This window comes from Desulfobacterales bacterium (genome assembly GCA_028704555.1).
In the GTDB taxonomy this organism is placed as follows: domain Bacteria; phylum Desulfobacterota; class Desulfobacteria; order Desulfobacterales; family JAQWFD01; genus JAQWFD01.
This window is the reverse complement of sequence record JAQWFD010000030.1, coordinates 1-26,070: the sequence shown is the minus strand read 5'-3', so window position 1 is coordinate 26,070 and position 26,070 is coordinate 1. Positions and strand designations below refer to the sequence as shown.

14 protein-coding genes are annotated in these 26,070 nt (G+C 51.6%); 11 read left to right on the top strand and 3 right to left on the bottom strand.

Translation table 11 applies throughout. From position 1 onward, the window contains the following. Positions 1–249 precede the first annotated feature (249 nt). The 11 genes from mutS to PHQ97_11455 all read left to right on the top strand — a co-directional run bounded on the left by mutS (position 250) and on the right by PHQ97_11455 (position 22,290). Positions 250–2,877 (top strand): DNA mismatch repair protein MutS, encoded by a 2,628-nt coding sequence (mutS, locus tag PHQ97_11505; GenBank protein ID MDD4393358.1) that lies wholly within the window; start codon positions 250–252, stop codon positions 2,875–2,877. A gap of 20 nt (positions 2,878–2,897) precedes the next feature. After that, positions 2,898–4,616 (top strand): N-acetylmuramoyl-L-alanine amidase, encoded by a 1,719-nt coding sequence (locus PHQ97_11500; protein ID MDD4393357.1) that lies wholly within the window; start codon positions 2,898–2,900, stop codon positions 4,614–4,616. 91 nt (positions 4,617–4,707) lie between these two features. Beyond that, positions 4,708–5,622, top strand: coding sequence for a DMT family transporter (locus PHQ97_11495; protein MDD4393356.1), 915 nt, complete (start codon positions 4,708–4,710; stop codon positions 5,620–5,622). Positions 5,623–6,146: 524 nt separating this feature from the next. After that, positions 6,147–7,448, top strand: coding sequence for a phenylacetate--CoA ligase (locus PHQ97_11490; GenBank protein MDD4393355.1), 1,302 nt, complete (start codon positions 6,147–6,149; stop codon positions 7,446–7,448). 37 nt (positions 7,449–7,485) lie between these two features. Next, positions 7,486–7,917: an ACT domain-containing protein gene (locus PHQ97_11485; protein MDD4393354.1), complete on the top strand. Its 432-nt coding sequence runs from the start codon at positions 7,486–7,488 to the stop codon at positions 7,915–7,917. 291 nt (positions 7,918–8,208) lie between these two features. Continuing rightward, positions 8,209–8,442, top strand: a complete 234-nt coding sequence (locus PHQ97_11480) for a hypothetical protein (protein MDD4393353.1) — start codon at positions 8,209–8,211, stop codon at positions 8,440–8,442. A gap of 44 nt (positions 8,443–8,486) precedes the next feature. Beyond that, positions 8,487–10,811 (top strand): GspE/PulE family protein, encoded by a 2,325-nt coding sequence (locus PHQ97_11475; protein MDD4393352.1) that lies wholly within the window; start codon positions 8,487–8,489, stop codon positions 10,809–10,811. A gap of 186 nt (positions 10,812–10,997) precedes the next feature. Next, complete coding sequence (locus PHQ97_11470; protein MDD4393351.1) at positions 10,998–12,119, top strand: aminopeptidase P family protein; 1,122 nt, start codon at positions 10,998–11,000, stop codon at positions 12,117–12,119. A gap of 260 nt (positions 12,120–12,379) precedes the next feature. Continuing rightward, the gene (gene xerD, locus PHQ97_11465; protein MDD4393350.1) at positions 12,380–13,279 is read left to right on the top strand and encodes a site-specific tyrosine recombinase XerD; all 900 of its coding nucleotides are present in this window, start codon (positions 12,380–12,382) and stop codon (positions 13,277–13,279) included. Between the two features lie 270 nt (positions 13,280–13,549). Continuing rightward, on the top strand, positions 13,550–15,202 hold the full coding sequence (locus PHQ97_11460) for a PfaD family polyunsaturated fatty acid/polyketide biosynthesis protein (GenBank protein MDD4393349.1): 1,653 nt from the start codon (positions 13,550–13,552) through the stop codon (positions 15,200–15,202). Between the two features lie 236 nt (positions 15,203–15,438). Beyond that, positions 15,439–22,290 carry an SDR family NAD(P)-dependent oxidoreductase gene (locus tag PHQ97_11455; GenBank protein MDD4393348.1) on the top strand — a complete coding sequence of 2,284 codons (6,852 nt, stop codon included), beginning with the start codon at positions 15,439–15,441 and terminating at the stop codon, positions 22,288–22,290. Between the two features lie 187 nt (positions 22,291–22,477). Here PHQ97_11455 and PHQ97_11450 read toward each other — a convergent pair whose 3' ends face one another. The 3 genes from PHQ97_11450 to PHQ97_11440 form a co-directional block, all read right to left on the bottom strand. Next, a complete protein-coding gene (locus PHQ97_11450; GenBank protein ID MDD4393347.1) occupies positions 22,478–23,038 on the bottom strand; it encodes a DUF4124 domain-containing protein in 561 nt (186 codons plus the stop codon). A 182-nt stretch (positions 23,039–23,220) separates the two neighbouring features. Continuing rightward, positions 23,221–24,831, bottom strand: coding sequence for a phosphoenolpyruvate carboxykinase (ATP) (gene pckA / locus PHQ97_11445; protein ID MDD4393346.1), 1,611 nt, complete (start codon positions 24,829–24,831; stop codon positions 23,221–23,223). Positions 24,832–25,245: 414 nt separating this feature from the next. Then, positions 25,246–26,070, bottom strand: an 825-nt coding sequence (locus PHQ97_11440) for a hypothetical protein (protein MDD4393345.1), incomplete at its 5' end; no start/stop codon positions are given.

The following is a 26,070-nucleotide window of genomic DNA, read 5'->3' as shown; positions in this document are numbered from 1 at the left end:
CTTTCGAGACTCTGAAATCCCGTGTATGTGCACTTGATTTTTGCCGAGTCCAGCTGACGCTGGTATTTGTTTCCGGTTTTGTGTATTATTGCAAATTTGATAAAAGGGGCTATATCAAGTAGCCCTTTTTTTAACTGTGAGATCCGGTGTAAAGGGTGAGTGAGCCGCAGATAAAGGCTGATACGCATCTTTGACTGAAACAGGTCAGTCCGGTTCCAAATTTTTTAAATTCATTAATGTTTTGGGTCTATGAGTCCTTCTAAAGTTACCCCCATGATAAAACAGTATCTGTCCATTAAAGAACAGCATGCCGATGCATTGCTGTTTTACCGGATGGGGGATTTTTATGAAATGTTTTTCGAGGATGCCCATGTAGCCTCCCGAGCGCTGGAAATCACGTTGACTTCCAGAAATAAACATGACCAGAAATCTGTTCCGATGTGTGGGGTTCCGGTCCGGGCAGCCAAAGGATATATCGCGCGACTGGTTGAGCAGGGATTCCGGGTGGCCATATGCGAGCAGACAGAAGATCCGGCAACTGCCACAGGGCTGGTGCAGCGTGAAGTCGTCAGGGTTATAACTCCGGGCATGATTCTGGAAAATGAGTTGCTGGATGAAAAAACGAATAATTATATTCTGGCCGTCGCTCTGGAAAATCAGGTAATCGGGTTATCCTGCCTTGACATATCCACCGGAACGTTCCGGGTGACCGAAACTACCGAACTGCAGACGGTCGTGGATGAAGCGCTTCGCATCTGTCCCAGCGAGATCCTTTTGCCCGAATCATTTCAACATGCCTCTCAGGTGGCTCCACTTCTGCATTCACTGATGGATATCCCCGTCAATTTCCTGGACGCCAACGTATTTGATTTCAATTCCGGCCGGCAACGATTGATCGAGCTGTTCAATACCCTTTCACTCGAGGGCTTTGGCTGCGAACACTTAAAGGCGGGCGTCAGGGCTGCCGGAGCGCTGTTGTATTACGTTCTGGAAACCCAACGGCAGAAAATAGAGCATTTCAGCAGGATTGAGACGTACTCGTTGTCCAATTACCTGCTGATCGATGAGCTGAGTTGCCAGAATCTTGAACTTCTGAAAAATATCCGGACCGGCGGAAGGCAGGGGACACTGATCAACGTCATTGACCGGACCTTGACTGCCATGGGCGGCAGGCTGCTGAAAACATGGGTCCGATACCCGCTCATGGATCCGGAAAAAATCAGAGTCCGGCAGGATGCCATTGGAGAGGCAAAAAACAGCGTAGAGATCCGACATGGCCTTCGGGAAGATCTGAAATCCGTTTATGACCTTGAACGCCTCGGCAGCAGGATCGCCATGAGTCAATGCAACGCCAGAGACCTTGTCGCGTTGAAACATTCCCTTGAAATGCTGCCCGGTATTTTTTCTTCTCTGGAGGCGTTTGACTCGAGCAGTTATAAATGTGATGAAACCATCGACAGCCTTGATGAACTCAGAGCGCTGATTGACCGGTCAATCCGTGAGGAGGCCCCGCCGGTCCTGACCGAAGGCGGCATCATCAAACAGGGGTATAACGAAGCACTGGATACGTTAATCCGAATCAGCCGGGACGGAAAAGGGTGGCTGGCAAAACTGGAGGCCGACGAAAAACAGGCGACGGGAATCAATTCACTTAAAGTCCGGTATAATAAGGTGTTCGGATATTATCTGGAAGTTCCGAAGGCTCATTCCGCATCCGTCCCGGCCCATTATATCCGGAAGCAGACCCTGGTCAACGCTGAACGCTATATCACCGATACCCTTAAAGACTATGAACAGAAAGTGCTCGGTGCGGAAGAAAGACGCATCGCGCTGGAGCATCGTCTGTTTGATGAGGTCAGAAGAAAAGTTGTTGAGCAAAACAGAAAAATCCAGAATGTTGCCCGCTTTATCGCCCGGCTCGACTGTCTGTTGAATCTGGCTGAGATTGCAGATGAAAATGACTATTGCCGGCCGCAAATCAATACGGATGGGGTGATTTCCATTGAGGATGGCCGTCATCCCGTGATCGAGAAAATGATTGCCGCTGAACGCTTTGTTCCCAATTCCATCCGGATCGATAACAGCGAAAATCAGATTCTGATTATTACCGGGCCGAATATGGCGGGTAAATCTACGGTATTGCGTCAGGTGGCGCTTCTGGTTCTGATGGCTCAAATGGGGTCGTATGTTCCTGCCCGCAGCGCGTCCGTGGCGATTACCGACCGGATTTTTACCCGTGTCGGCGCTCTGGATAATCTGTCTCAGGGGCAGAGCACCTTCATGGTGGAGATGCAGGAGACCGCCAATATCCTGAATAATGCGACAGACAAAAGTCTGGTCATCATGGACGAGATCGGACGTGGCACCAGTACATACGATGGGCTGAGCATTGCGTGGGCCGTGGTCGAGTATCTTCATGACCTGAACGGAACCGGCGTAAAAACGCTGTTTGCCACCCATTATCATGAATTGACGACTCTGGAACAGCTCAAACCCCGGGTTGTTAATTATAATATCGCTGTCAAAGAGCGAAATGATGACATCATTTTTTTGAGAAAACTGGTGAAAGGTGGTACAACCCGAAGTTATGGCATACAGGTCGCACTGCTTGCCGGTATTCCGGCAGAAGTTGTATCTTGTGCCAAGGCCGTTTTGGCGTCGATCGAAGCCGAAAAACAGGATTTTTCAGGAAACGTGCTTTCAGAAGAGAAAAAAAGGACGCCCGGGAAAAAGCAGGTTCAGCTTGATTTGTTTCAGAAGCCTGAATATATGGTTATTGAATCCATTCAGAAACTGGATGTGCTGAATATCACACCGCTTGAGGCATTGAATTTTTTGAATGAATTAAAGAAAAAATTAAAACATATATCCGTGTAGATATGCTGGGGGCAATTCGATTGAAATCTTATTCGAAAGCCGCATGCGTCGCTTCAGGAATGGTGGCTCTGTGGTGTCTGACAGTCCTGTGGCTGCCGGAGGCTGAAGCCGCTGCTTCCGCAAAAGAAAAGTATTTTATTGCTGAACGGGCATATAAACATCTCATCAATCAGCCTTCAAAGCAAAAATATCGGGATAACTGGCTCTCCTGTATTAAAAAATACCAGGCGGTTTTTCGGCACGATCCTTCAGGTCCCTGGGCAGCGGCAGGATTGTATATGTCCGGGAATCTGTATCAGGAGCTTTACAAACGCTCCTTTAAAGCCGCCGATCAATCAGAAGCCATCGATATTTATCAAAGAATTATAAAACGCTTCCCCAAAAGCGGATATAGTAAAAAAGCAGCCCGAGAAATGCACAAAATAGGCGATGTAAAGTCAAAAAAGACTTCTCGTGGCAAACCGTCCGACGGTTCAAATCATCAGGGGCAGACAGCCGGTAATAAAGCCGGCAGAACCGCTTCTTCACCAGTCTCATCAAAAGCGTCCGATCAGAAACCGTCACAAAGCACTCCCGTCGATAGTTCCACATCCACATTGACCGGGCTTCGCTTCTGGTCAAATCCGAACTATACCCGAATCGTCATCGATGCGGATAATGAACCCGCTTATTCCCATCATCTGTTGAAAAAAGATCCCTCTTTGAACAAGCCCCAGCGGTTGTATGTGGATATGAGCAGAAGCCGTCTGGGAAAGGGGATCGATAAAGTGATCCCCATCAATGATGATCTCCTCAGGGATGCCCGCGCCGGGCAGTTTACATCCGATTCCGTTCGTGTCGTGGTGGATATCAAGTCGTTTGAAACCTATAAGATTTTTTCTCTGAAAAATCCGTTCAGGATCGTTATCGACGTGTGGGGAAAATCGGATAAATCTTCGTATCATGCCGAGGCATCGAAGGCCGTTCCAGCCGTTTCTTCTAAAATTCTGCCGGGTGCTTTAGCAAAACAGCTCGCTCTGGGGGTGCACCGGATTGTCATCGATCCCGGCCATGGGGGCCGGGATTTCGGTGCCCCGGGATTTATGAAAGGCATTCACGAGAAGCACATCACGCTGGCGATTGCAAAAAAACTGGCGGAAAAGATTCGGAATCAGCTCCATTGCGAAGTGGTGCTTACCCGAAGTGACGACCGGTACCTTACCCTTGAGGAGCGGACGGCAATTGCCAATACCAGGGACGGAGACCTGTTTATTTCCATTCATACCAATGCATCGACGAATCGAATGGCTTACGGGATTGAAACCTATTTTTTAAATCTGGCAACGGATGATGATGCCATACGGGTTGCCGCAAGAGAAAATGCGACATCGACCAAGAACATCAGTGACCTTCAGTCCATCCTGAATGATTTGATGAAGCATGCCAAAATAAATGAATCCAGCCGGCTGGCCGTTTATACGCAACAGTCGCTTTGCAGCCAGCTGAAGAAAAAATACGGTAATATAAAAAGCAAAGGGGTCAAGCAGGCCCCGTTTTATGTGCTTCTGGGCGCCCAGATGCCGTCCATTCTGGTGGAGACATCGTTTGTCAGCAACTCAAGAGAGTGCAAACGGCTTGTCAATTCGAGCTATCAGGACCAGATATGCGATGGTATCTTAACCGGAATCCGTCAGTACATCATGGAAACCAATCCCACCGCCTTCAGTACAAAAAAAGGCGGAATCGGGGCCAATGGGTAGCCTGGAATAGTAATCTCCCCATGAGCATCACATCGTTTTGTTTAAAAAAATACGCTTTCCGGGCGGGGACAGCCTTTACGATGAAATGGTTATGAAATCATCCACCCCATCGATCAATCCGTATATTGCCCTGATCAGCGGGGTGATGGCCGTGTCCACCGGGGCGATATTTGCCAGGATAGCCGATGCCCCGGCGCTGGTCATTGCGGCTTACCGGGTGGGTCTGGCGACGCTTGTTCTGGCGCCGCTGGCGTGGTGGAAGGCAAGAGACGAGCTGCTGAGTCTCTCGGCCCGGGATCTGAAACTGATCATGCTGGCCGGCTTTTTTCTGGCGCTGCATTTTGCCACCTGGATATCGTCTCTTGACTATACCTCGGTTGCCAACAGTGTGGTTCTCGTCAATACCAATCCCCTGTGGGTGGCCCTGTTTACCCCTTTTGTGACCGGAGAACGAATCAGATCCTTCACCTGGATCAGTATAGTCGTCAGTGTGGCCGGAGCGGGGATTATCGGGGCGGGGGATTTTGCCTCCGGCGGGAAAGCCCTGCTGGGGGATGTGCTGGCGCTGTGCGGCAGCATCTGCGCGGGTCTGTATCTGCTTCTGGGCCGGCACCTCAGGGCCAGGCTCTCTCTTCCGGCTTATGTGATCGTCTGTTACGGAAGTGCGGCGGCGATACTGTGGGCCTTGGTATTGCTGCTTGGCCTGCAGATTACCGGATTTTCCTCGACGACGGTGTCCGCATTCTGGGCCATGGCGCTGATTACCCAGATTATCGGACACAGCAGTTATAACTGGGCTCTCAAGTGGTTCAGCGCCGGTATGATCGCTGTCAGTCTGCTCGGCGAACCTGTGGGCAGCACCATTCTGGCCTATTTTATTTTCCATGAAGAATTGACATGGTCAAAGCTGCTCGGTGGCATCCTGATCCTGGCGGCCATATACCTGGCGGCTGCCGGAGAAAGGCGTGAAACGGGCCATGAATTCAGACATACGCCGGAAACATAAAACGCGGTTGCGCGAAATCATAAAAAAGGGGCGTCCTGCAGGGTGCTAATTTATTACTTGACAAGCCGGTTTATATTTAATATTTCGAGAACAGAATATAAATCAGGGTGAGAACGAAGAACATAAAATTTGCTCAGGCACTAAACACATTGTTTCAGATGGGTTGAACGGTAAAGGATTTTATTCCATGCAGTTTCGGTTTTTTTACTTTTGCTTTTTCTTTTTTTTCGGGGGCTTCTTTTTTAGGAAGTTTACCCATGGTAAAGCAATGTAGAAAAAACGGAAATTATAAAGCAGACAAAACCATGGGTAAACGGAAACGTTGAAACCTGTGGTTTTTCTTTTTTCAGGCCGCAGGTTTTATCACCTGCGGCCTTTTTTTTCAGATGAATTTCGACCCGGCACATCGAATCCCGTTTCGGCGCTATCCCCTGTGCATGGATGAGAGAATTTTACATTAAAGGCGGATCTGTCATGTTTTATTTTGCCCGGAAACGTGAGATTATAAAAAAAAGGAGACAGAGATGATTTATGATATTGAATTTGAAACCATGCCCAGAGACGCCTTGGAGGCCATCCAGTTAAGGCGCCTGCAGACCACGATTGAACGGGTGTACGCTACCGTTCCGTTTTACCGGAATCAGATGAAGCGGGCCGGTGTAAGGCCGCAGGACATCCGGTCACTTCAGGATCTGAAAAGGATTCCGTTTACTACCAAACAGGACCTTCGTGACAATTATCCATTCGGGATGTTTGCCGTTCCCATGGATACGGTGGTCCGGATTCACGCCTCTTCGGGCACTACGGGGCAACCCACGGTCGTGGGCTATACGGCACGGGATATCTGCACCTGGTCACAGCTGATGGCGCGCGCCCTGTCGGCCGGAGGAGCCACCCGGGGCGACATTATCCATAATGCCTATGGCTACGGGCTGTTTACGGGCGGATTGGGCGTTCATTATGGCGCGGAAAAGCTCGGGGCTTCGGTAATACCCGTTTCAGGTGGAAATACCAAACGACAGGTCATGATCATGAAAGATTTTGGTCCAACCATGCTGACCTGTACGCCCTCATATGCGCTTCATCTGGCTGAAGTCGCAGAGGAGATGGGGGTTTCCTTCAGGGATTTAAAATTCAGGTACGGTATTTTCGGTGCCGAACCCTGGTCGGAAACCATACGCCGCCAGATCGAACAAAAGCTCAATATCTGCGCGACGGATATTTACGGACTGAGTGAAGTGATGGGGCCCGGAGTTGCCAATGAGTGCTATGAGGCCAAAAATGGTCTGCATATTTTTGAAGATCATTTCATACCTGAAATCATCAATCCGGAAACCGGTGAAACGCTTCCCTATGGAGAAACCGGGGAGCTGGTGTTCACCTCCCTGACAAAGGAAGCGTTTCCGGTGATCCGGTACCGGACCCGTGATATTACGTCCCTGAATCCGGAACCGTGTATCTGCGGCCGGACGCTGGTACGAATGAGCCGGGTTACTGGCCGAACCGATGATATGCTTATTATCCGAGGGGTTAACGTGTTTCCGTCACAGATCGAAAGCGTTCTGCTGCAGATCAGCGAGATCGAACCTCATTACCAACTGGTGGTGGACAGAGAAGATAACCTTGACACCTTGACGGTTTTAGTGGAAATTGGAGAAAAGCTTTTCTCGGATAAAGTCAAACAGCTTCAGAATCTGGAGAAAAAAATTTCATATAATATAAAAGAGTTTCTTGGCGTGACGGCCAAAGTGAAGCTTGTGGAACCCAAGACCATTGTCAGAAGCGAGGGAAAAGCGGTTCGGGTTATTGATAATCGGAAAATCTAACTGTCCGGGGCGTAAACGGTTAAAAGGAGGGTCCAATATGCGAGTTCAACAGATTTCCATTTTTCTTGAAAACAAGTCTGGACGATTGGCTGATGTTACGTCCATATTAACCGAGGCGGGGATAAATATAAGGGCACTGTCTCTTGCGGATACCTCGGATTTCGGCGTGCTTCGAATGATTGTCGATGACACCAAAAAGGCCGAGACGTTTCTTAAAAACCGGGGCTTTACGGTGGGAAAAACCGATGTGGTTGCCGTAGAGGTCGAGGACAAGCCCGGCGGGTTGCATAAAATTATGGAAACGTTTCAGCAGACGGAAATTAATATTGAATATATGTATGCATTTGTTCAGCAAAGCGGAAATAATGCGGTGATAATATTCAGATTTGACAATATTGATGAGGCAATTCATATCCTTACGGAAAACGGGATTCGTGTGATTGACGGAAAAAGCCTCTATTCATTATGAAAACCCCCGGCGTTGGGGCCTTATCTTTGTGAAAGCCGAAAGGCGGCAGATAAACAGCTGCCTTTTGGCTTTTTTATCGAAAAGGACGGTCAGCGTTGTATTTGTATGATATTACGCATTAATTATTAATGCGTATAAGCATAAAAGGAGTTTGACACGAATCGTCAGCTTAGGTTATATTGCGTAACTTGTTTACTTTGAAGAAAAAAAGTTTACCACTGTTGATCAACGCGTAAAATACCCGGATCGGGTATGCTGCGAAGCTGTCACTCATCACCCGGGAGGGATTCTGTGGCACAGTCTAAGCACATGGTACAATTGATATGGGGTGTTGCTCTGGTATTGGCAGGTGTCGGGGTTCTTTACCGGATTCCGCAAGTCATGCCCAGAATTGAGTCGCTTTATCAGCTTTCCTCTGGAACTGCAATAGTATTTATTCGATTTTGTTTTTACTTCCTTGCAGCCCTTTTGGTAGGTGGGGGATCAAAAAAGATTTATGATATTTACCGAAAACTGAATACCTAAATCGTCCGTACATTTTTTATGCAATAGAACAAAATGCGTGCCGCATGATGGGTTTATTAAAAAAAAATCAGATACCGGATTCCGCGTCAGTCGATGAAAATGTCGTCCAGGCCCTTCGGACAGAAGTCGAATACAGGGCAAAACTACAGGAAATCGGCAATAAAATTTATGCGACGTCTAATCTGGATGAGATCTTTATTGGCCTCAAAGATCAGATTTCCCTTCTTTTTGAAGCGGAACGGTTAACCATTTATGTCATCGACGGTATCAAACGCCAGCTGGTTTCCCGCTATAAATCCGGTGATGATATCAATGAAATCCGAATTCCCGTATCCCCGGCCAGTATCGCCGGATATGCCGCATTAAAGCATAAACTGCTGAATATTAAAAATACCTATGATGACAGTGAACTGGCCGCTATTGATCCGAATCTGAAATTTGATAAAAGCTGGGACCAGAAATCCGGTTTTACCACCCGCCAGGTGTTAGCCTGTCCGATTATATTCCAAAAATACATGCTGGGGGTTATTCAGCTGATTAACCGAAGACAGCATGATTCATTTAATGGCAGAGATGAAACCGCTGTCTTGGAACTGACCAAGATTCTTGGAATCTCGCTGTATAAGCAGAGGAAAATAGCCCGATCGCGTACCAACAAGTTCGAATATCTGCTTGAAAATAATATTTTGGCTCAAAAAGAGCTTGATCGGGCCATCATCGATGCCAGGGGCAAGAAAGAGCCTGTTGAATATACCCTGATGAGGGAATATAAAATTCCGAAGAGTGAAATCGGAAAATCTCTCAGTAAATACTATAAGGTGCCGTTTGTAGAGTATAACCAGAACCTGCCGATTCCGAGCGATATTCTTGTGGGGCTCAAGGTCCCGTTTATGAAGGCAAATTTTTGGATCCCGCTTCGGATGGAAGACGGTAAGGTCGTGATCGCGATTGACAATGCCTACGATCTTCAAAAGATCGATGAAATCAAACCGCTTTTTCCCGGTCGGGATCTGATTTTTCATGTGGCGCTGAAACAGGATATTCTGGAGTACATCACACGGTTTACACAGGATGATAAAGAGCTGGCCGCCATAGATGATATCCTTTCCCAGCTGCAGGAAGAGGCTTTGGAAATAGAAGAGGCTGAAACCGGTGTTTCCGAGGAGGACAGCGCCGTGGTCCAGCTGGTGAATAAAATTATTCTCGATGCCTATAGCAGAAACGCATCGGATATTCATATCGAGCCCTATGCCGGCAAGGAAAATGTCCAGGTACGGATCCGGGTTGATGGCCAGTGCCAGTTGTACCAGTCCATTCCCTATAATTATCGAAATGCCATTGTGTCTCGAATCAAGATTATGTCGGATCTGGATATTGCCGAAAGACGGAAGCCCCAGGACGGTAAAATCAAGTTCAAGAAATATGGCGGAAAAGATATCGAGCTTCGGGTGGCTACCGTACCGACGCAAGGCGGGCTCGAAGATGTGGTGATGCGTATTCTGGCGGCCGGTGAGCCAATACCGCTCAGTAAGATGGGCTTTATCCAGAAAAATTACGATAATTTTATCAAAGCGATCAGCAGCCCTTATGGAATCGTATTTGTCTGCGGGCCAACCGGTTCCGGGAAAACCACCACGCTTCATTCCGCACTGGCTTATATCAACAAGGTCGAAACCAAAATCTGGACCGCCGAAGATCCGGTTGAAATTACCCAGAAAGGATTGCGTCAGGTTCAGGTCAAACCCAGAATCGGGTTTGATTTTGCAGCGGCGATGCGGGCATTTCTCAGGGCCGATCCCGATGTCATTATGGTAGGAGAGATGCGGGACCGGGAAACCACTCAGATCGGGATTGAAGCGTCATTGACCGGACATCTGGTGTTTTCCACACTGCATACCAACAGTGCGCCTGAAAGCATTACCCGGCTGCTGGATATGGGGATGGATCCGTTTAATTTTGCCGATGCGGTGTTATGTATTCTGGCTCAGCGGTTGATCCGGACGCTTTGCAAACAATGCAGGGAACCGTATCACCCGGCAAGAGAAGAATACGATGAACTGGTTCGAGAGTATGGTGCAGAGGATTTTAAACGCAATCTTGATATCCCGTATTCCGACAAGTTGACATTGTACAGGCCAAAGGGTTGTGAAGTCTGTAACGGCAGCGGATATAAGGGGAGAATGGGGATTCATGAGTTGCTCATGGGTACCGATGACGTTAAACGATTAATTCAAAACAATGCGAGGATGGAAGAAATTCGCCTCCAGGCCATTAAAGACGGAATGACGACTCTCAAACAGGATGGTATCGAGAAAATATTTACCGGATATTGCAATCTGATCGAAGTGAGAAGAGTCTGTATCAAATAAAGCGGTTTTTTCCATTTTTTTCCGATCCCAATGCGTCATCATCTCAGTATTCTCCCCTCGTTGTTCCAGTCATGATTTCTTTATCCTCCTTATGCAGATGTTCTGCGGTCAGCCGATGTCAAATCCGAATTGAAACAGCTTTTTGCAAAGAAGCATAACCCGATTTTAATAGATCAGGAGATTGAAGTGAAAACCCTCATACAGGACAGAGTGGCCCGGCTCCGGGCATCTTTTTCAGAAAGAAAAATTGATACGATAATGATTCTGGCGGAAGAAAACCGTCGATACCTGAGCGGGTTTACCGGTGAGGACACCCAGCTCGATGAGTCGGCCGGAGCTTTGTTTATAACCGGTTCGGAGGCACTGCTGGCTACCGATTCACGGTTTGTCCTTCAGGCGCAGTCGCAGGCCCCTCTTTATGAGGTTGTTTGCTATCAGAAAGGGCTGGCAAACGAGATGCCGTCTATTGTAAAAAAACTGGGCACCGGAACGCTCGGTTTTGAAGGCACCCGCATGCCCTATGCGCTGTATCGGAAAATTTCCGGTGAACTTCAACAGCAGGGGATTCATGTAACCCTGGTGGAAGCGGATGATATTTTAGATCCTGTCCGGATACTGAAATCAGATCCGGAAATAAATCAGATACGAAAAGCGCTTTACCTGGCTGAAGACGCGTTTTGCCAGATGGTACGGATGCTCAAGCCCGGAATGTCTGAAAAGCAGATTGCCTGGGAAATGGAAAAACAGATGCGTCAGGCCGGCGCGGAGGCGCTGTCGTTTCCGACCATCGTGGCATCCGGCCCAAACAGCGCACTTCCCCATGCCATACCCGGCGACCGGCGGATTCAAAGCGGGGAGCCGCTGCTGGTTGACTGGGGGGCTAAATTGGACGGTTACTGCTCGGATATTACCAGAATGACATGTATCGGAACGCCGGACAGTACGTTTTTATCCGTATATCAAACCGTATTGGATGCCCAGCGTATGGCTATCGAAGTTATCAGGCCGGGTATCAGGGCCAGTGCCGTTGATGCGGTTGCCAGAGGTCATATCGATAAGATGGGGTTTGGCGCCAGGTTCGGTCACAGCCTGGGACACGGGGTGGGGCTTGCGATTCATGAACATCCGAGAATCAGTTCCTCAAACGAGCGATTGCTGGAACCGGGGATGGTCTTTACGGTTGAGCCTGGAATTTATCTGCCCGGCTGGGGAGGCATACGGCTTGAAAATATGGTAGCGGTCACAGATGACGGTGTTGAAGTGTTAAATGGACTGGACCCGGGCTGGAAACTGCCCGGGGAAAAGTAATCCCCATCGTTGCATAAACAAAATGGTGAAGAATAGAATAAACTGATAATTACATGTAGATGGGAAATCCGTAATGCTGTGCCTGGATATCACGAATGGTGAAGTCGACATTTATAATAATCACCATATTGTTTACCCTTCGGGAAAGCCGAGAATGCTGTATCTCCTGCGTTGCCAAGGGTTAGCGGTAAAATGCTACAGCTTCACCCTTGGACGCCTTGGAGCTACAGCATTCTTGACTTTTGCAACGATGGGGTAATATGTCCGAGTCATTGGATGAGATTTCCGACCAGTACATCAATTACCTGCGGGTTGAAAAAGGACTTTCCGATCAGACCATCGAGGCCTACAGCCGGGATCTGGCAAGACATCTGGATTATCTGGCTGAAAACGGTATCCGGCAGTTGAATGAGACGGATACGGTCGTGATGCTCAAGTACCTGATCGATCTGCGCAAAGAAGGGCTGAGTGCCAGATCCAGGGCCAGACATCTGGTGACGATTCGAGGGTTTTATCGGTTTTTACTTCACGAGAAGCTGATAGAAAATGATCCGGTTCGGATGATTGATATGCCAAAAAGCGGACTGAAACTGCCGGATGTGCTGTCCGTCGCGGAAGTCAATCTCCTGCTGAATGCACCGAATATCAAAACGGCAAACGGGCTCAGGGATTCTGCCATGATTGAGCTGCTCTATGCCTCCGGTTTGAGGGTGTCCGAGCTGATTTTCCTGAAACTTCAGGACGTCAACACGGAAGCCTGTTTTGTCCGGGTGCTGGGCAAGGGCTCTAAAGAACGCATCGTTCCCATTGGGACATACGCCAGAGAAAAATTGATTCATTATATTCAACTGATCAGGCCAATACAGCTAAAAGGCTGCGTCAGCCCGTATCTGTTTATTGCCAGAGCCGGAAATCCCATGTCACGCCAGGGATTCTGGAAACTCATCAAGCGTTACAGTCATCGGGCCGGTATACAGAAAACGATTTCTCCTCATACCCTCAGACATTCTTTCGCCACTCATCTTCTTGAAGGCGGGGCGGATTTAAGAGCCGTTCAGATCATGCTGGGCCATGCGGATATCTCCACAACGCAGATTTATACCCATGTGACGCGAAACCATCTCAAGCAGATGCATGAACGCTGCCATCCGAGAGGATAGGCAAAAGCAATAACTGTTTTGATGGCAGGTAAAAAATGAAGGCCGATCTTTCTTGACACAGAAAGCTAATTTAAGTAAATATTTAAGATTTTTGATAAGATATCATCATCAATGTGAGATGGCGTCGTTAAGCACGGTGTCAGGACGAAGCCGTCAATTATTATTTTGCCCGAGCGTTTCGATCGGTTGGCCACGGGTGCCTGGAAAGGTACGAACGCGGTTATCGGAATATGATCTGTTCGTTCGGACAAACGCCGGGAAGTAGCACAAATGGATTTGTCATTACACACCAACTATACAAGGGGCTTGTGGCTTCCCGATGCCGAGCCGCCCAGAACCGGAATTTCTGCGGTCAGAGATGCCATCCATCATGTGGCAAGGCCTGTTTATCTGGTCCGGTCAGAAAACCGGCTTGCAGTCAGCAGCACCGGGAACCTGATTACCGGCGATGGCGGTGCGCTTACCTCAACAAAAAGCTGTCCGTTACTGGCCTACGTGCCGCCACTTCATCCGGAACAACTGGGCGATCCGCTTTTCAAACAGGCCCATCAGCTCAAATATGCTTATATTGCCGGGGCCATGGCCAATGGTATTACCTCGGTCCGGATGGTCGTCGAAACCGCCCGTGCGGGTATGATAGGCTTTTTCGGCGCTGCCGGTTTAAGACCGGATGAAGTTGAAACGGCTGTTGATCAGCTGATTCAACTTACAGACGGTCTTCCGTTCGGCATCAACCTTATTCACAGCCCCAATGACCCTCAACTGGAAACAGAGCTGGTCAATCTGTATTTAAGACGCGGTATCCGGCGCATCAGCGCATCGGCCTACATGGACCTGACGCTTCCTCTGGTATATTACCGTGTCAAGGGGATTCACCGTGATCCTCAGGGCAATATCATCTGCCCGAACCAGATCATCGCCAAGGTGTCCCGAATCGAAGTTGCCGGTAAATTCTTTTTGCCGCCACCGGAAAAACTGCTTGCCGAACTGGTCAACAAACAAATGATTACCGAAGCGGAGGCCTCTTTGTCGAGGTCAGTGCCCATGGCCGACGATCTGACGGCTGAAGCCGATTCCGGGGGGCATACCGACAGCCGGCCTGCGGTTTCACTGCTTCCAACCATGATCAGTCTCAGAGACAGGCTGGTGGCCGGGTATTCGTATCGAAGAATTCCGGGGGTGGGCCTTGGCGGCGGCATTTCAACGCCGTATTCGGCCGCGGCGGCCTTTGCCATGGGGGCAGCATTCGTGGTGACCGGGTCGGTCAACCACGCCTGTATCGAGGCCGGAACATCGGAAGTCGTCCGTCAGATGCTGGCCGAAGCCCGTCAGGCAGATGTGACCATGGCGCCGTCTGCGGATATGTTTGAACTGGGAGCCAGGGTTCAGGTACTGAAACGGGGAACCATGTTTCCGCTTCGTGCCAACCGGCTGTATGACCTTTACAACCGGTATGGCTGTTACGAAGACATTCCGGAAAAACAGAGAACCCAGTTGGAACGGGATGTGTTTCGATGCAGCTTTGAACAGGAATGGAACCGGACCCGAGCGTTTTTTTCCGAACGCGATCCCCGGCAGATTGTACGGGCGGAAAAAGATCCCAGACATAAAATGGCGCTGATATTCCGCTCTTATCTGGGCCGCTCTTCCAGATGGGCTCAGCAGGGAGATGCCGCCCGGAAAATTGACTATCAGATCTGGTGCGGGCCGTCACTTGGCGCTTTCAATGAATGGGTCAGCGGGACATTTCTGGAGAAGCCGGAAAACCGGAAGGTGGTTTCCGTAGCCATGAACCTTCTCTGGGGGGCTGCGGTCGCTACCCGCATTCACTGGCTCGGCACGCAGGGAGTTGTCCTGCCGCATGACGTTAAAAAAATATCGCCGCTTCCGTTTTCTGAACTTACGCACTTTCTGGATCAGTAGGGACAGAGGACAGAGGACAGAGGACTGAGGACTGAAGTCAGAGGACTGAGGACAGAGGTCAGAGGACTGAGGACTGAAGTCAGAGGACAGAGATCAGAAGACAGAAGACAGAAGACTGAAATCAGAAGACAACGGTCTGGGGGTAGCCGAGTAGGTGGGGCTGAAACCATAGCCGCTGTCCACTTTCCGGATAATAAATAATCAAACCATGAATACAATCAAAAGGATCATATATAGTGAAACCTGAACATAAACGAAAGGAATTGACTGTACCGGTTGCCATCATTGGGATGGGATGTTTTTTCCCCAAATCTTCCGGGTTGATCGAATACTGGAGATTGATTTCTCATGGTGAAGATGCCATTACCGATGTTCCTGAAACCCACTGGTCGATCGAAGATTACTATGACGAAGATCCGAAGAAGCCGGATCATATTTGCTGCAAACGGGGAGGATTTCTGTCGCCCGTATCGTTTGACCCTTCCGAATTCGGCATTCCCCCGAGCAGTCTGGAAGCGACTGACACCTCACAGCTCCTGGGACTGATGGCCGCCCGGATGGCGTTTGAAGACGCCGGATACGGGGAGGGGGCCCGGCCGTTTGATCGGGTTCGAACCAGCGTGATTCTCGGCGTTACCGGAACTCAGGAACTGGTCATTCCGCTGGGGGCGAGACTGGGCCATCCCAAATGGAGAAAAGCCCTTCTGGAATCGGGTATCGCGCAGGACAAGACCGAGGAGATTGTCCAGCGGATTGCGGACTCCTATGTTTCATGGCAGGAAAATTCGTTTCCGGGGCTGCTGGGAAATGTCGTGGCCGGTCGAATCAGCAACCGACTGGATCTGGGAGGCACCAACTGTGTGATCGATGCCGCCTGCGCAAGCTCCCTGAGCGCCACGCACCTGGGCATTCAGGAACTGATCAGCGGAAGAAGTGATCTGATTGTCACCGGCGGGGTGGATACCCTCAATGATATTTTCATGCACATGTGTTTTGCCAAAACATCCGTGCTGTCGGTTACCGGAGACATCCGACCGTTTTCCAAACATGCGGACGGCACGGTATTGGGCGAAGGCGTGGGAATCATTCTGCTCAAACGCCTGGAAGATGCCGAAGCCGACGGGGATAAAATATATTCAGTCATTCGGAGCATCGGTTCATCCAGTGACGGCAGGGCCCAGAGTGTTTATGCCCCGAGAGCCGAAGGCCAGATCAAGTCGCTCCGAATGGCATATGAAAATGCCGGGATATCGCCGGATACCGTGGAACTGCTCGAGGCACACGGGACCGGGACCCGCGTCGGGGATCAGGTAGAGGTTCAGGCCCTGAAGCAGCTGATCGGTGAAACGGATAAGTCCGGAAAACGCTGCGCCCTGGGGTCGGTAAAATCCATGATCGGTCATACCAAAGCCTGTGCCGGTACGGCCGGCCTGATCAAGACAGCGCTTTCCATGTATAATAAAATCCTTCCTCCGACCATCAAGGTAGAGGAGCCGGATCCGAAACTGCAGCTCGATGACAGTTTCTTTTATCTGAATACCCGCATCCGGCCCTGGTTTTCCAGAAAAGAGCATCCAAGACGTGCCGGTGTCAGCGCATTCGGATTCGGAGGGAGTAATTTTCATGTGGTGCTGGAGGAATATCAGCATGCCAAACCGGAAATCAGCTGGGACGGCTCGGTCGAGATTGCGGCGTTTTCAGCAGATACGAATCTGCAGCTTAAGGAAAAAGTCAGAAAATGGCACGATGCCGTAACCTCCGGTCTGACCTTCAGGGAACTTTCTGCCAGAGCGCTCAACACCCGAAACGATTTTTCTCCGCTTCATCCGTTCCGGCTGCTGCTGGTCATCGAGCGGCCGGCGGACGGGGCGACGCAAATGCTTTCAACGCTGTCCGCTACTGCTCTGGAACGGCTGGGCAGTCAACCGCAGCAGGGATCATGGACGGCAAAAAATTGTTTTTATGCCGGGGGTGAGATTCCCGGGAAACTGGCGTTTATCTGTTCCGGTCAGGGGAGCCAGTACGTTGAGATGGGGCGCGATCTGGTCTGCTGTTTTCCGGATGCCTTTCATGTGATGGAAACGGTCAATGACCGGTTTGATTCATCGATTCGTCTGACCGATGTGATCTATCCCTGTCCGGCCGGGTCTCAGCCGAAGCGGGATCTTCAGGAACAGGCGCTCAGACGGACCGACCGGGCGCAGCCGGCGATCGGGGCGGTGAGCGCTGCGATGATCTCGGTTCTCAGCCAGTTTGGAATCGATCCGGATGCAGCATGCGGGCACAGTTACGGTGAGCTGACAGCGCTGTATGCCGCAGGATGGATCGATCTGAATACGTTTATTGACCTGTCGGTCACCCGGGGCCGTCTCATGGCCGCTGCCGGCAAAGATCCGTCAGCACCCAACGGCGGGATGCTGGCGGTAACCGCATCCATGGATGCCATCTCCTCGCTTATTGACGAGGCCGGTCTGGATGTGGTGCTGGCCAACCGCAACAGCCCGAATCAGGGAATCGTGTCCGGTGCCGAGCATGGCATTGATGAGGCGGATCAGCTATTCCGTAAAAACGGTTTCAGAACGAAGAAACTTCCGGTGGCGGCCGCGTTTCACAGCTCCCTGGTGAAGGAGGCTCAGAAACCCTTTAAAGCGTTTCTTGAAACGGTGCAGATTACCCCGACAGATATTCCCGTCATTTCCAATACGACCGGAAAACCCTATCCGGCCGATTCAGAGAAGGCAAGGTCCCTTCTGGCTGAACAGATTCTATGCCCGGTTGATTTTATCGGTAACATCCGCCACCTTTACGAAACGGGCGTGCGGACATTTGTCGAGGTCGGCCCCAAAACCGTGCTGACCCATCTGGTAAAATCGATTCTGGCGGATCATGATATCCAGGCGATCGCACTGGACAGCTCCTCAGGAAGCCGGCTGGGTGTGGCAGATCTGGCCAGGGCATTATGCCGGATGGCATCGATGGGATATCCGGTCCGGCTGGATCAGTGGGAACGCCAATTGCCGGGTAAACGAAAGCAGCGAATGAGCATCCCCATCAGCGGAACCAATTACAGATCCGCCAGAGCCGCCACCAAAGTTTCCAATACCGTGATAAACAAGGCGGTGGACACCGTAAAACCGGTTGATTCTGGAAAAATGCCACCGTTGGAAAAAGTCCATCAGCCCGATGACCGATTCATCCCTCCGCAGCCGGTGTCAATGGGCCGTCCGGTTGTTGACCCGGTGAACAACACCCGCGCCGGCATCGACTATGGGAGCATGGATACACATCCGCTTCAAAAAAATCCGAATACCGTTGCCGATGCACTCAGGACCGTTCAGGCAGGCCTGAAATCCATGCAGCAGCTTCAGACCCAAACGGCTGATGCGCATAAAATATTTCTGGCAACCCAGTCCGAGGCCACCCGAACTCTGCAGAAAATGATGGAAAGTACCCGGCTTTTTTCTGAAATATCGATGGGCTTGACGCTTCCGGCTGACAACGTTACGGAATTTTCGCCGTTGCCACCATCCTGCGCGGCTGTCACTGAACCGGCTCCGGATATGGGGGCGCCGCGTTCATCCAATATGGCGACCAGGATATCCCTGACGCCTTGTGATCAGGGGGGGGTCTCGAGCCCATCCAATCGCCGGGTACAGGAGGTGCCGGATATTCAGAAACCGGTTGATTTACCACCCTCAGAAACCACACGGAATGAGGCCGAGGCCCGGGCCATAGCCCCGGAAACAGGGTCTGTTTCGGCTGTCGGCGCCGGTCAGATCCGGGATACGATTGTGACCGTGGTAAGCGAGCTGACCGGGTATCCTGAAGAGACCCTGGAACTGGACATGGACATCGAGGCGGATCTGGGGATCGATTCGATCAAGCGGGTGGAGATTTTATCGACGGTTGAGGAGCGGCTGCCGGGACTGCCGGGGATATCCCCGGAGGTTATGGGCAGCCTGAAGACGCTTCGGGAGATTGTCGATTGCTTGAGCCGGGAGACGGGCGGCGGGCCTGCGGCCGAGACAAAGAAGTTGCCGGAAACAGGGTCTGCTCCGGCTGTCGACGCCGGTCAGATCCGGGATACGATTGTGACCGTGGTAAGCGAGCTGACCGGGTATCCTGAAGAGACGCTGGAACTGGACATGGATATCGAGGCGGATCTGGGGATCGATTCGATCAAGCGGGTGGAGATTTTATCGACGGTTGAGGAGCGGCTGCCGGGACTGCCGGGGATATCCCCGGAGGTTATGGGCAGCCTGAAGACGCTTCGGGAGATTGTCGATTGCTTGAGCCGGGAGACGGGCGGCGGGCCTGCGGCCGAGACAAAGAAGTTGCCGGAAACAGGGTCTGCTCCGGCTGTCGACGCCGGTCAGATCCGGGATACGATTGTGACCGTGGTAAGCGAGCTGACCGGGTATCCTGAAGAGACGCTGGAACTGGACATGGATATCGAGGCGGATCTGGGGATCGATTCGATCAAGCGGGTGGAGATTTTATCGACGGTTGAGGAGCGGCTGCCGGGACTGCCGGGGATATCCCCGGAGGTTATGGGCAGCCTGAAGACGCTGGCTCAGATCATCGGGTATCTTTCCAAACCCGGGCACAGGAATTTAAATTCTTCTCAGGTGGATCTGCAAAAAGAAACTGCCGCCGGACAGCCTGCGGAATCAATCATCGAACGCAAACGTGTCGTTATTGTCAAAGCATCGCGTGAAACGTCGCAGACACTGAGATTGCCGGCAAATCGGATTGTATGGGTTACCGATGACAGCACGGGGTTGTCTCAGGCCATTGTGGACCGGCTGATGTCCCTGGGGATGGATGCCGCCGTTATTTCTCCTGATTTGTTCAGGGCGGATGCCAAACGGCAGCCGGCAGCCGGATTGATCCTGGTGGCCCCGAACAATACCGGCGGCACCGGTCTGTATCAGGCTGACCGTCTGAAAGATGCTTTTCTGCTGGCCAGGCAACTGGCTCCCGAACTGATTGAATCGGCCAAGCAATCCGGCGCGGTATTGGCTACCATTACCCGGCTCGATGGCGCGTTCGGATTCAGGGCCGCCGGTATCAGTGATCCGATGCAGGGGGGGCTGGCAGGGCTTTCCAAGACGGCTTCCATTGAATGGGATACCGTACGATGCCTTGCGCTGGACATTTCTCCGGATTGGCAGGAAAATCAGGAGATGGCAGGTGCGGTTGTGGAGGAGCTTTTAAACGGCAGTTTAACCGGTGCGGTCGAAGTCGGCCTGACAAAAGACGCCCGCTGTGAGCTTGAGCTTGTTTCAGCGGCTTATCCCGAGGGGGATATCCACCTTGAAGCAGGCGATGTGGTGGTGGTGACCGGCGGTGCAAGAGGCGTTACGGCCGCTGCGGCAATCGCCCTGGCGCGGCGGGTGAAGCCGACCCTGGTGCTGATGGGCAGATCTCCTGAGCCGATGCCTGAACCGGCTTGGCTGACTTGCCTGGAGGATTTTGCCGATATCAAAAAAGCGATCCTGCAGCATGAATTCAAAGGCGGGAAGGTTGCACCGGCAAAGATCGAAACGTCTTTCAAGCGGCATATGGCCAATCGTGAAATTGTCCGTTCGATCGAGATGATGAAACGTGATGCCGCCGATGTCAGGTACTGTCCGGTCGATATCCGGGATGCGGAAGCGGTCACCTCCGTTTTAGATCGGGTCCGGTTGGATTACGGGCCTGTCCGGGCCATTATCCACGGGGCAGGGGTTTTGGAAGATCGTCTGATTGTGGATAAAACGCCCGAGCAGTTTGACAGGGTATTTTTCACCAAAGTCGACGGGCTTTTCAATCTGCTCGACGCCACACGTGAAGATGATCTCAATTATATCGTATTGTTTTCCTCGGTGGCTGCCCGGATGGGCAACCGGGGGCAGGTCGATTACGCGATGGCCAATGAAGTGCTCAACAAAATTGCCTGGAAGGAGTCGGCCGAAAGGCCGGATTGCCGGGTGATTTCCATCAACTGGGGCCCATGGGATGGCGGCATGGTATCACCGTCCCTGAAACGCGAATTCGAACGGAATGGAATTCAGCTCATACCGGTCGCAGAGGGCGTTGAATGCCTGCTTCGTGAAATGAGCGCGGCACCGGCTGATCCTGCCGAAGTGGTTATCGGCGCTCCGATCCTGCGGTCCCTCACGGCTGGCAGCAAACCGTCAGTGGAGCCCCTTGAGCAAACGCCCTCAGCCGTGCGTCATGAGGACAGCCTCACGCTTTCCTTTAAGCGGGAAATAGATGTTTATCAATATCCGGTACTCGAATCGCATCAACTCGATGGAACCCCGGTGATTCCGTTTGCCCTCATCACGGAGTGGTTTGCACACGGTGCGCTTCAACAGAATCCGGGCCTGTTCCTTCACGGATTGGATGACATGCGGCTGATGAGTGGTATCCGTCTGGACGAAGAGAAAAAGGTTGTATGCCTGATGGCGGGAAAAACCCTGAAACATGGCTCCATCTATGAGCTCCCGGTTGAAGTCAGAGCCGGCGTCGGGCAGGGGCCGGAAAAGATCTATTACAGAGCAATGGCTGTGCTGACTGACCGGCTGCCCGAGCCGCCGGCTGTGGATATGAGCGGTTGGCTGCAATCGGACGGATATTCCCGGAGTATTGACGAGATTTATGAAAAAATCCTTTTTCATGGAACCCGGCTCAGGGGAATCACCCGGGTGATCAACTGCTCGGCAAAAGGCATGGCGGCCCGCGTATGTCCGGCACCATTGCCGGAGCAGTGGATCAAAAAACCGTTGAGAAGCCGATGGATTGCTGATCCGCTGGTTCTGGATTCCGCCTTTCAGATGGCGACGCTGTGGTGCTATGAACAGACCGGTGTGGTATCGCTGCCCAGCTACAGCGCATCCTATCGTCAGTTCTGCAGAAAATTTCCCGCCGAGGAGGTTGTCGCGGTACTGCAGGTCAGTGAAGTGACAGACCACAAAATGAAAGGCGACTATACAATTCTGGATGGAAACGGAAGCGTTCTGGCCCGGTTGACCGGCTATGAGGCCGTCATGGACCCGTCGCTGAATAAGGCATTCAAGCCCGAGTATGCCAGAAGCGCGTGAAGGGATAGAGGACAGAGGTCGGAGGTCAGAGATCAGAGGACAGAGGTCGGAGGTCAGAGATCAGAAGACAGAGGCCGGAGGTCAGAGGGCAGAGGGCAGAGGACTGAGGCCGGCAGGGAGCAGGCAGAGGGCAGAGTAGACAGGGAACAGAGACCCTGACTTGCGGCCTCTGATCTCTCCCTGCTCCCTACTCACCCGTCCGCGGCGTTCTCCCCGGGGGGTGGCTTTCAGGTTTCGCATCCAATGCCTGGATTTTTTTCTCATACCCGGCAATGGTTTTATTCAGGTCATCGATCTGCCGGTTGAGCCGGTTGCGTATAATCCGGTATCGGGCCTTGTCTTTCATTACCCGGTACCGTTTTGCTGCTGAGGCTTCTTCCTGTACGAGCGTTTCTTTCTGCTCCAGAAGTTTCAGGTATTCATTTTCCAGCTGCTGCCGTTGTTCCCCTATCTTTTTTCTTTCGGTTTCATCGACTGCGGGTTTTTCCGGCGGGCTGCCTTTTTCGGATATGGGGTGCGTTTCATCCGGTATGAGCTCGGCGGGCGTTTGGGCCGCGTCATTCGGACCGGGCAAAATTTCTTTATATTTCTGGACATCCGATCGTTTGTCCGGCGGCACTTTGCTCAGGTCATCGGTGAAGACGATATGCCCCCGAGTATCCCTGTACTTGTAGATCTGGGCGAAAAGCGGCGCCGTTAAAGAAAAAGAAATCAGTAACAGCCATATGGCAAATAATTTTATATTCATAGCGTATACCTCAATATTTTACACCCCATAGCCCATACCCCATACCCCATAGCTACCCCCCTATACCGTATACCTTTCATTTTAGCAATTTGAACATGCCGCATCAGCATTTCTCTTTTGTAAAAGTTCCGTCCCTTATCCGCTTCACATTTTATCCCCCGCACTCTTTACGCTATGGCTACTCATAACCGGGGACCGGCATGTCTGACACTTTCGGGAACCAGCGTTTCATACTGTCTGAAATTATCGATAAAGCTTCGGGCAAGTGCTTCGGCCTTCAGGTCATACGCAGCTTTATCGGTCCAGGTATTTCTGGGGATCAATATTTCCGAAGGCACTCCCGGGCATTTTGCGGGCACGCGAAGACCGAATACGGGATCTTTGATATAATCTGCCTCATTGAGGTTTCCCCCCAGGGCCGCATTGAGCAGTGCGCGGGTATTTTCGATAGCGATCCGGTAGCCGATACCGTAAGGCCCTCCGGTCCACCCGGTATTGACCAGCCAGCAGGTGACGCGGTGCTGCTCAATCTTTTCCCCAAGCAGCCGGGCATATTCACTGGGGTGAAGCGGCATGAACGGTGCCCCGAAACAGGTGCTGAACGTGGCCTGAGGTTCGGTTATCCCTTCTTCGGTTCCGGCCACCTTGGCGGTATAGCCCAGAAGGAAATGGTAGATGGCCTGATCCGGGGTCAGCCTGGAAACAGGTGGCAGCACGCCGAAGGCATCACAGGTCAAAAAGATGATGTTCTCCGGATGACCGGCTTTGCCTTCCCGGATAATATTGTCCAGATGGGTGATGGGGTAGGCGGCGCGGGTGTTTTCCGTAATGCTGTCATCGTCCAGATCAGTTATGCGGGTGACCGGGTCTACGGCCACATTTTCAAGGATGGTGCCGAATTTCCGGGTGGTTTCGTATATCTCCGGTTCCGCTTTTTTCGACAGGCGGATGACCTTGGCGTAGCATCCGCCTTCAAAATTGAAGATGCCGCTGTCGCTCCAGCCGTGTTCGTCATCACCGATCAGGGATCGGGCCGGATCAGCCGAAAGGGTGGTCTTGCCGGTTCCGGAAAGGCCGAAAAAAAGAGCGGTGTCGCCGTCTTTGCCGACATTGGCGCTGCAGTGCATGGAAAGTACCTTCTGCTGAGGCAGCAGATAGTTCAACACGGTAAATACGCTTTTTTTGATCTCACCGCCGTAATAGGTGCCGCCGATCAATATGATTTTACGGGTAAAGTTGACAAGAATAAACGTTTCCGAATTCAGTTCGTCCAGCTCGGGATTTCCCAAAAATTTCGGTAAGGCAAACACCGTAAACCCGGGCTTGAAATCGGGCAGCAGGCTGCGGTCCCGGACGCGAATCAGCAGATTCCTGGCAAACAGGGCCTGCCAGGCAAATTCGGTGATCACCCGGATCGGCACCCGGTAGGTTTCATCTGCGCCGGCATAGGCATCTTCCACATAGATTTCCCGGTCCTGCAGATAGGCCTTGACGCGTTCAAACACAAAATCAAAGTTTTTGGGCTTGCATGGGACATTGACATCTCCCCAGTGGATCTTGTTTGCGGTGTTTTCGTCTTTGACGATAAACCGGTCTCTGGGGGCGCGTCCCGTGCTTTTGCCGGGATGTACCAGTGCCAGCGGGCCCAGGTGAGTGATCATCGCCTCTCCTTTTTGAACCGCATGTTCGTAAAGCATGGGCGTGCAATGGTTCCAGTGGACTTTCTTTAAATTGGTCAGGCCCAGGTATTCAAGACCCGGCTCCAGTGTCATCAGCTGTTCGATGGATTTCATGGAAGACCTCCTGGCTGTTATAAAATAAAAATATCTTACTTTTTATCTTTTGCCTCAAACGAAGTGGTCCTCAAGCGACAGCGGTCCTCATTCCGCTCCCAAAGAGCTATTGACAGCCGCAAAGCGTCGCAAGAAACGCAAAAAAATAAGCCGCTTTCGGTTATTAATCATAAAAGAAAGATCCGCGCAGATCCGCGGCAAAAAATTTAATAGTATAGGAATTTTCATTTTTTGATTGAGGGCTCGATCATACGGATTTTAAACAAGATGATGCGTTTTGATGCTGCCCGAGAATACAACTTGAGGCGATGGCTCTGTGAAGGATATGGACTCGCAGTTGAGTGGTGTGACAGTCGTATGGGTTGTATGTGTCGGGTTTTGCAGAATCAGTTTAATATACATTGATTCAGGTTGTCAATTTCCCACGCCTTCTGACAGGTCAAGCAGGTCACGCATCTGGTGAACCACATCGCCGGCGGGCAGCAGCCCGGTTCCGGGTTCTGCGATGGATGTTAAAAACCGGTTGCCCGCCTTCACCGGAAGGTTTCGGACGCAGGTGCGTTCGATCACCAGGCGGGTTGCCAGAAATGAAACAAACCATGTCAGGACAATGGCAATGGCTGCGTGAAGAAAATATCCGGCCGGGAGCCACCTGTTTTCGAAAAAATCAGATACGGTGCGCCAGAAAGTGAAAAATACGATGGCCAGTACCGGCATATTGGAAAGAAGCTGCGCCCACCCGGCTGAACAGCGGTCAGCTGAGAGCCGTATTTCATCGTTGAATGCCTGACGCCAGCGTTCATCCAGAAGACGGGCGAGCTGCTTTGCTTCCAGAGCGATTCCGGCTTCCGGCTCACGCACGTTCCGGCTGAATCCGGCGGCTACCAGCCGTTCGGCAATCGGAGGCCACTGTTCGATAAATGTCCGGCTGTAATGCTCGAGGGCCCGGCGGTAAATCGCCCCGGTGTCCGATCCGTCTGTGCCGGATCGAAACCGGCTGAACAGGTTGCGGCCCGTTTCTGCCGGACGGGCCAGACGCTTGAGCGATGTCATCAGAGAACCCAGGCGGATCGCTCTGGCGATACCGGCCACTCCCCAGCCGATCGGGCCCCACCAGCGCATGGCCAGTTCCGCATACAGCCCTGCCCGCCAGCGGGGCACCAGGGCTTCCTGCTGGTGGACTGCACGGGCGGCGTTTTCAATGGCCTGCCGGTTGAGGGTTTCAATGGATTCAAGACA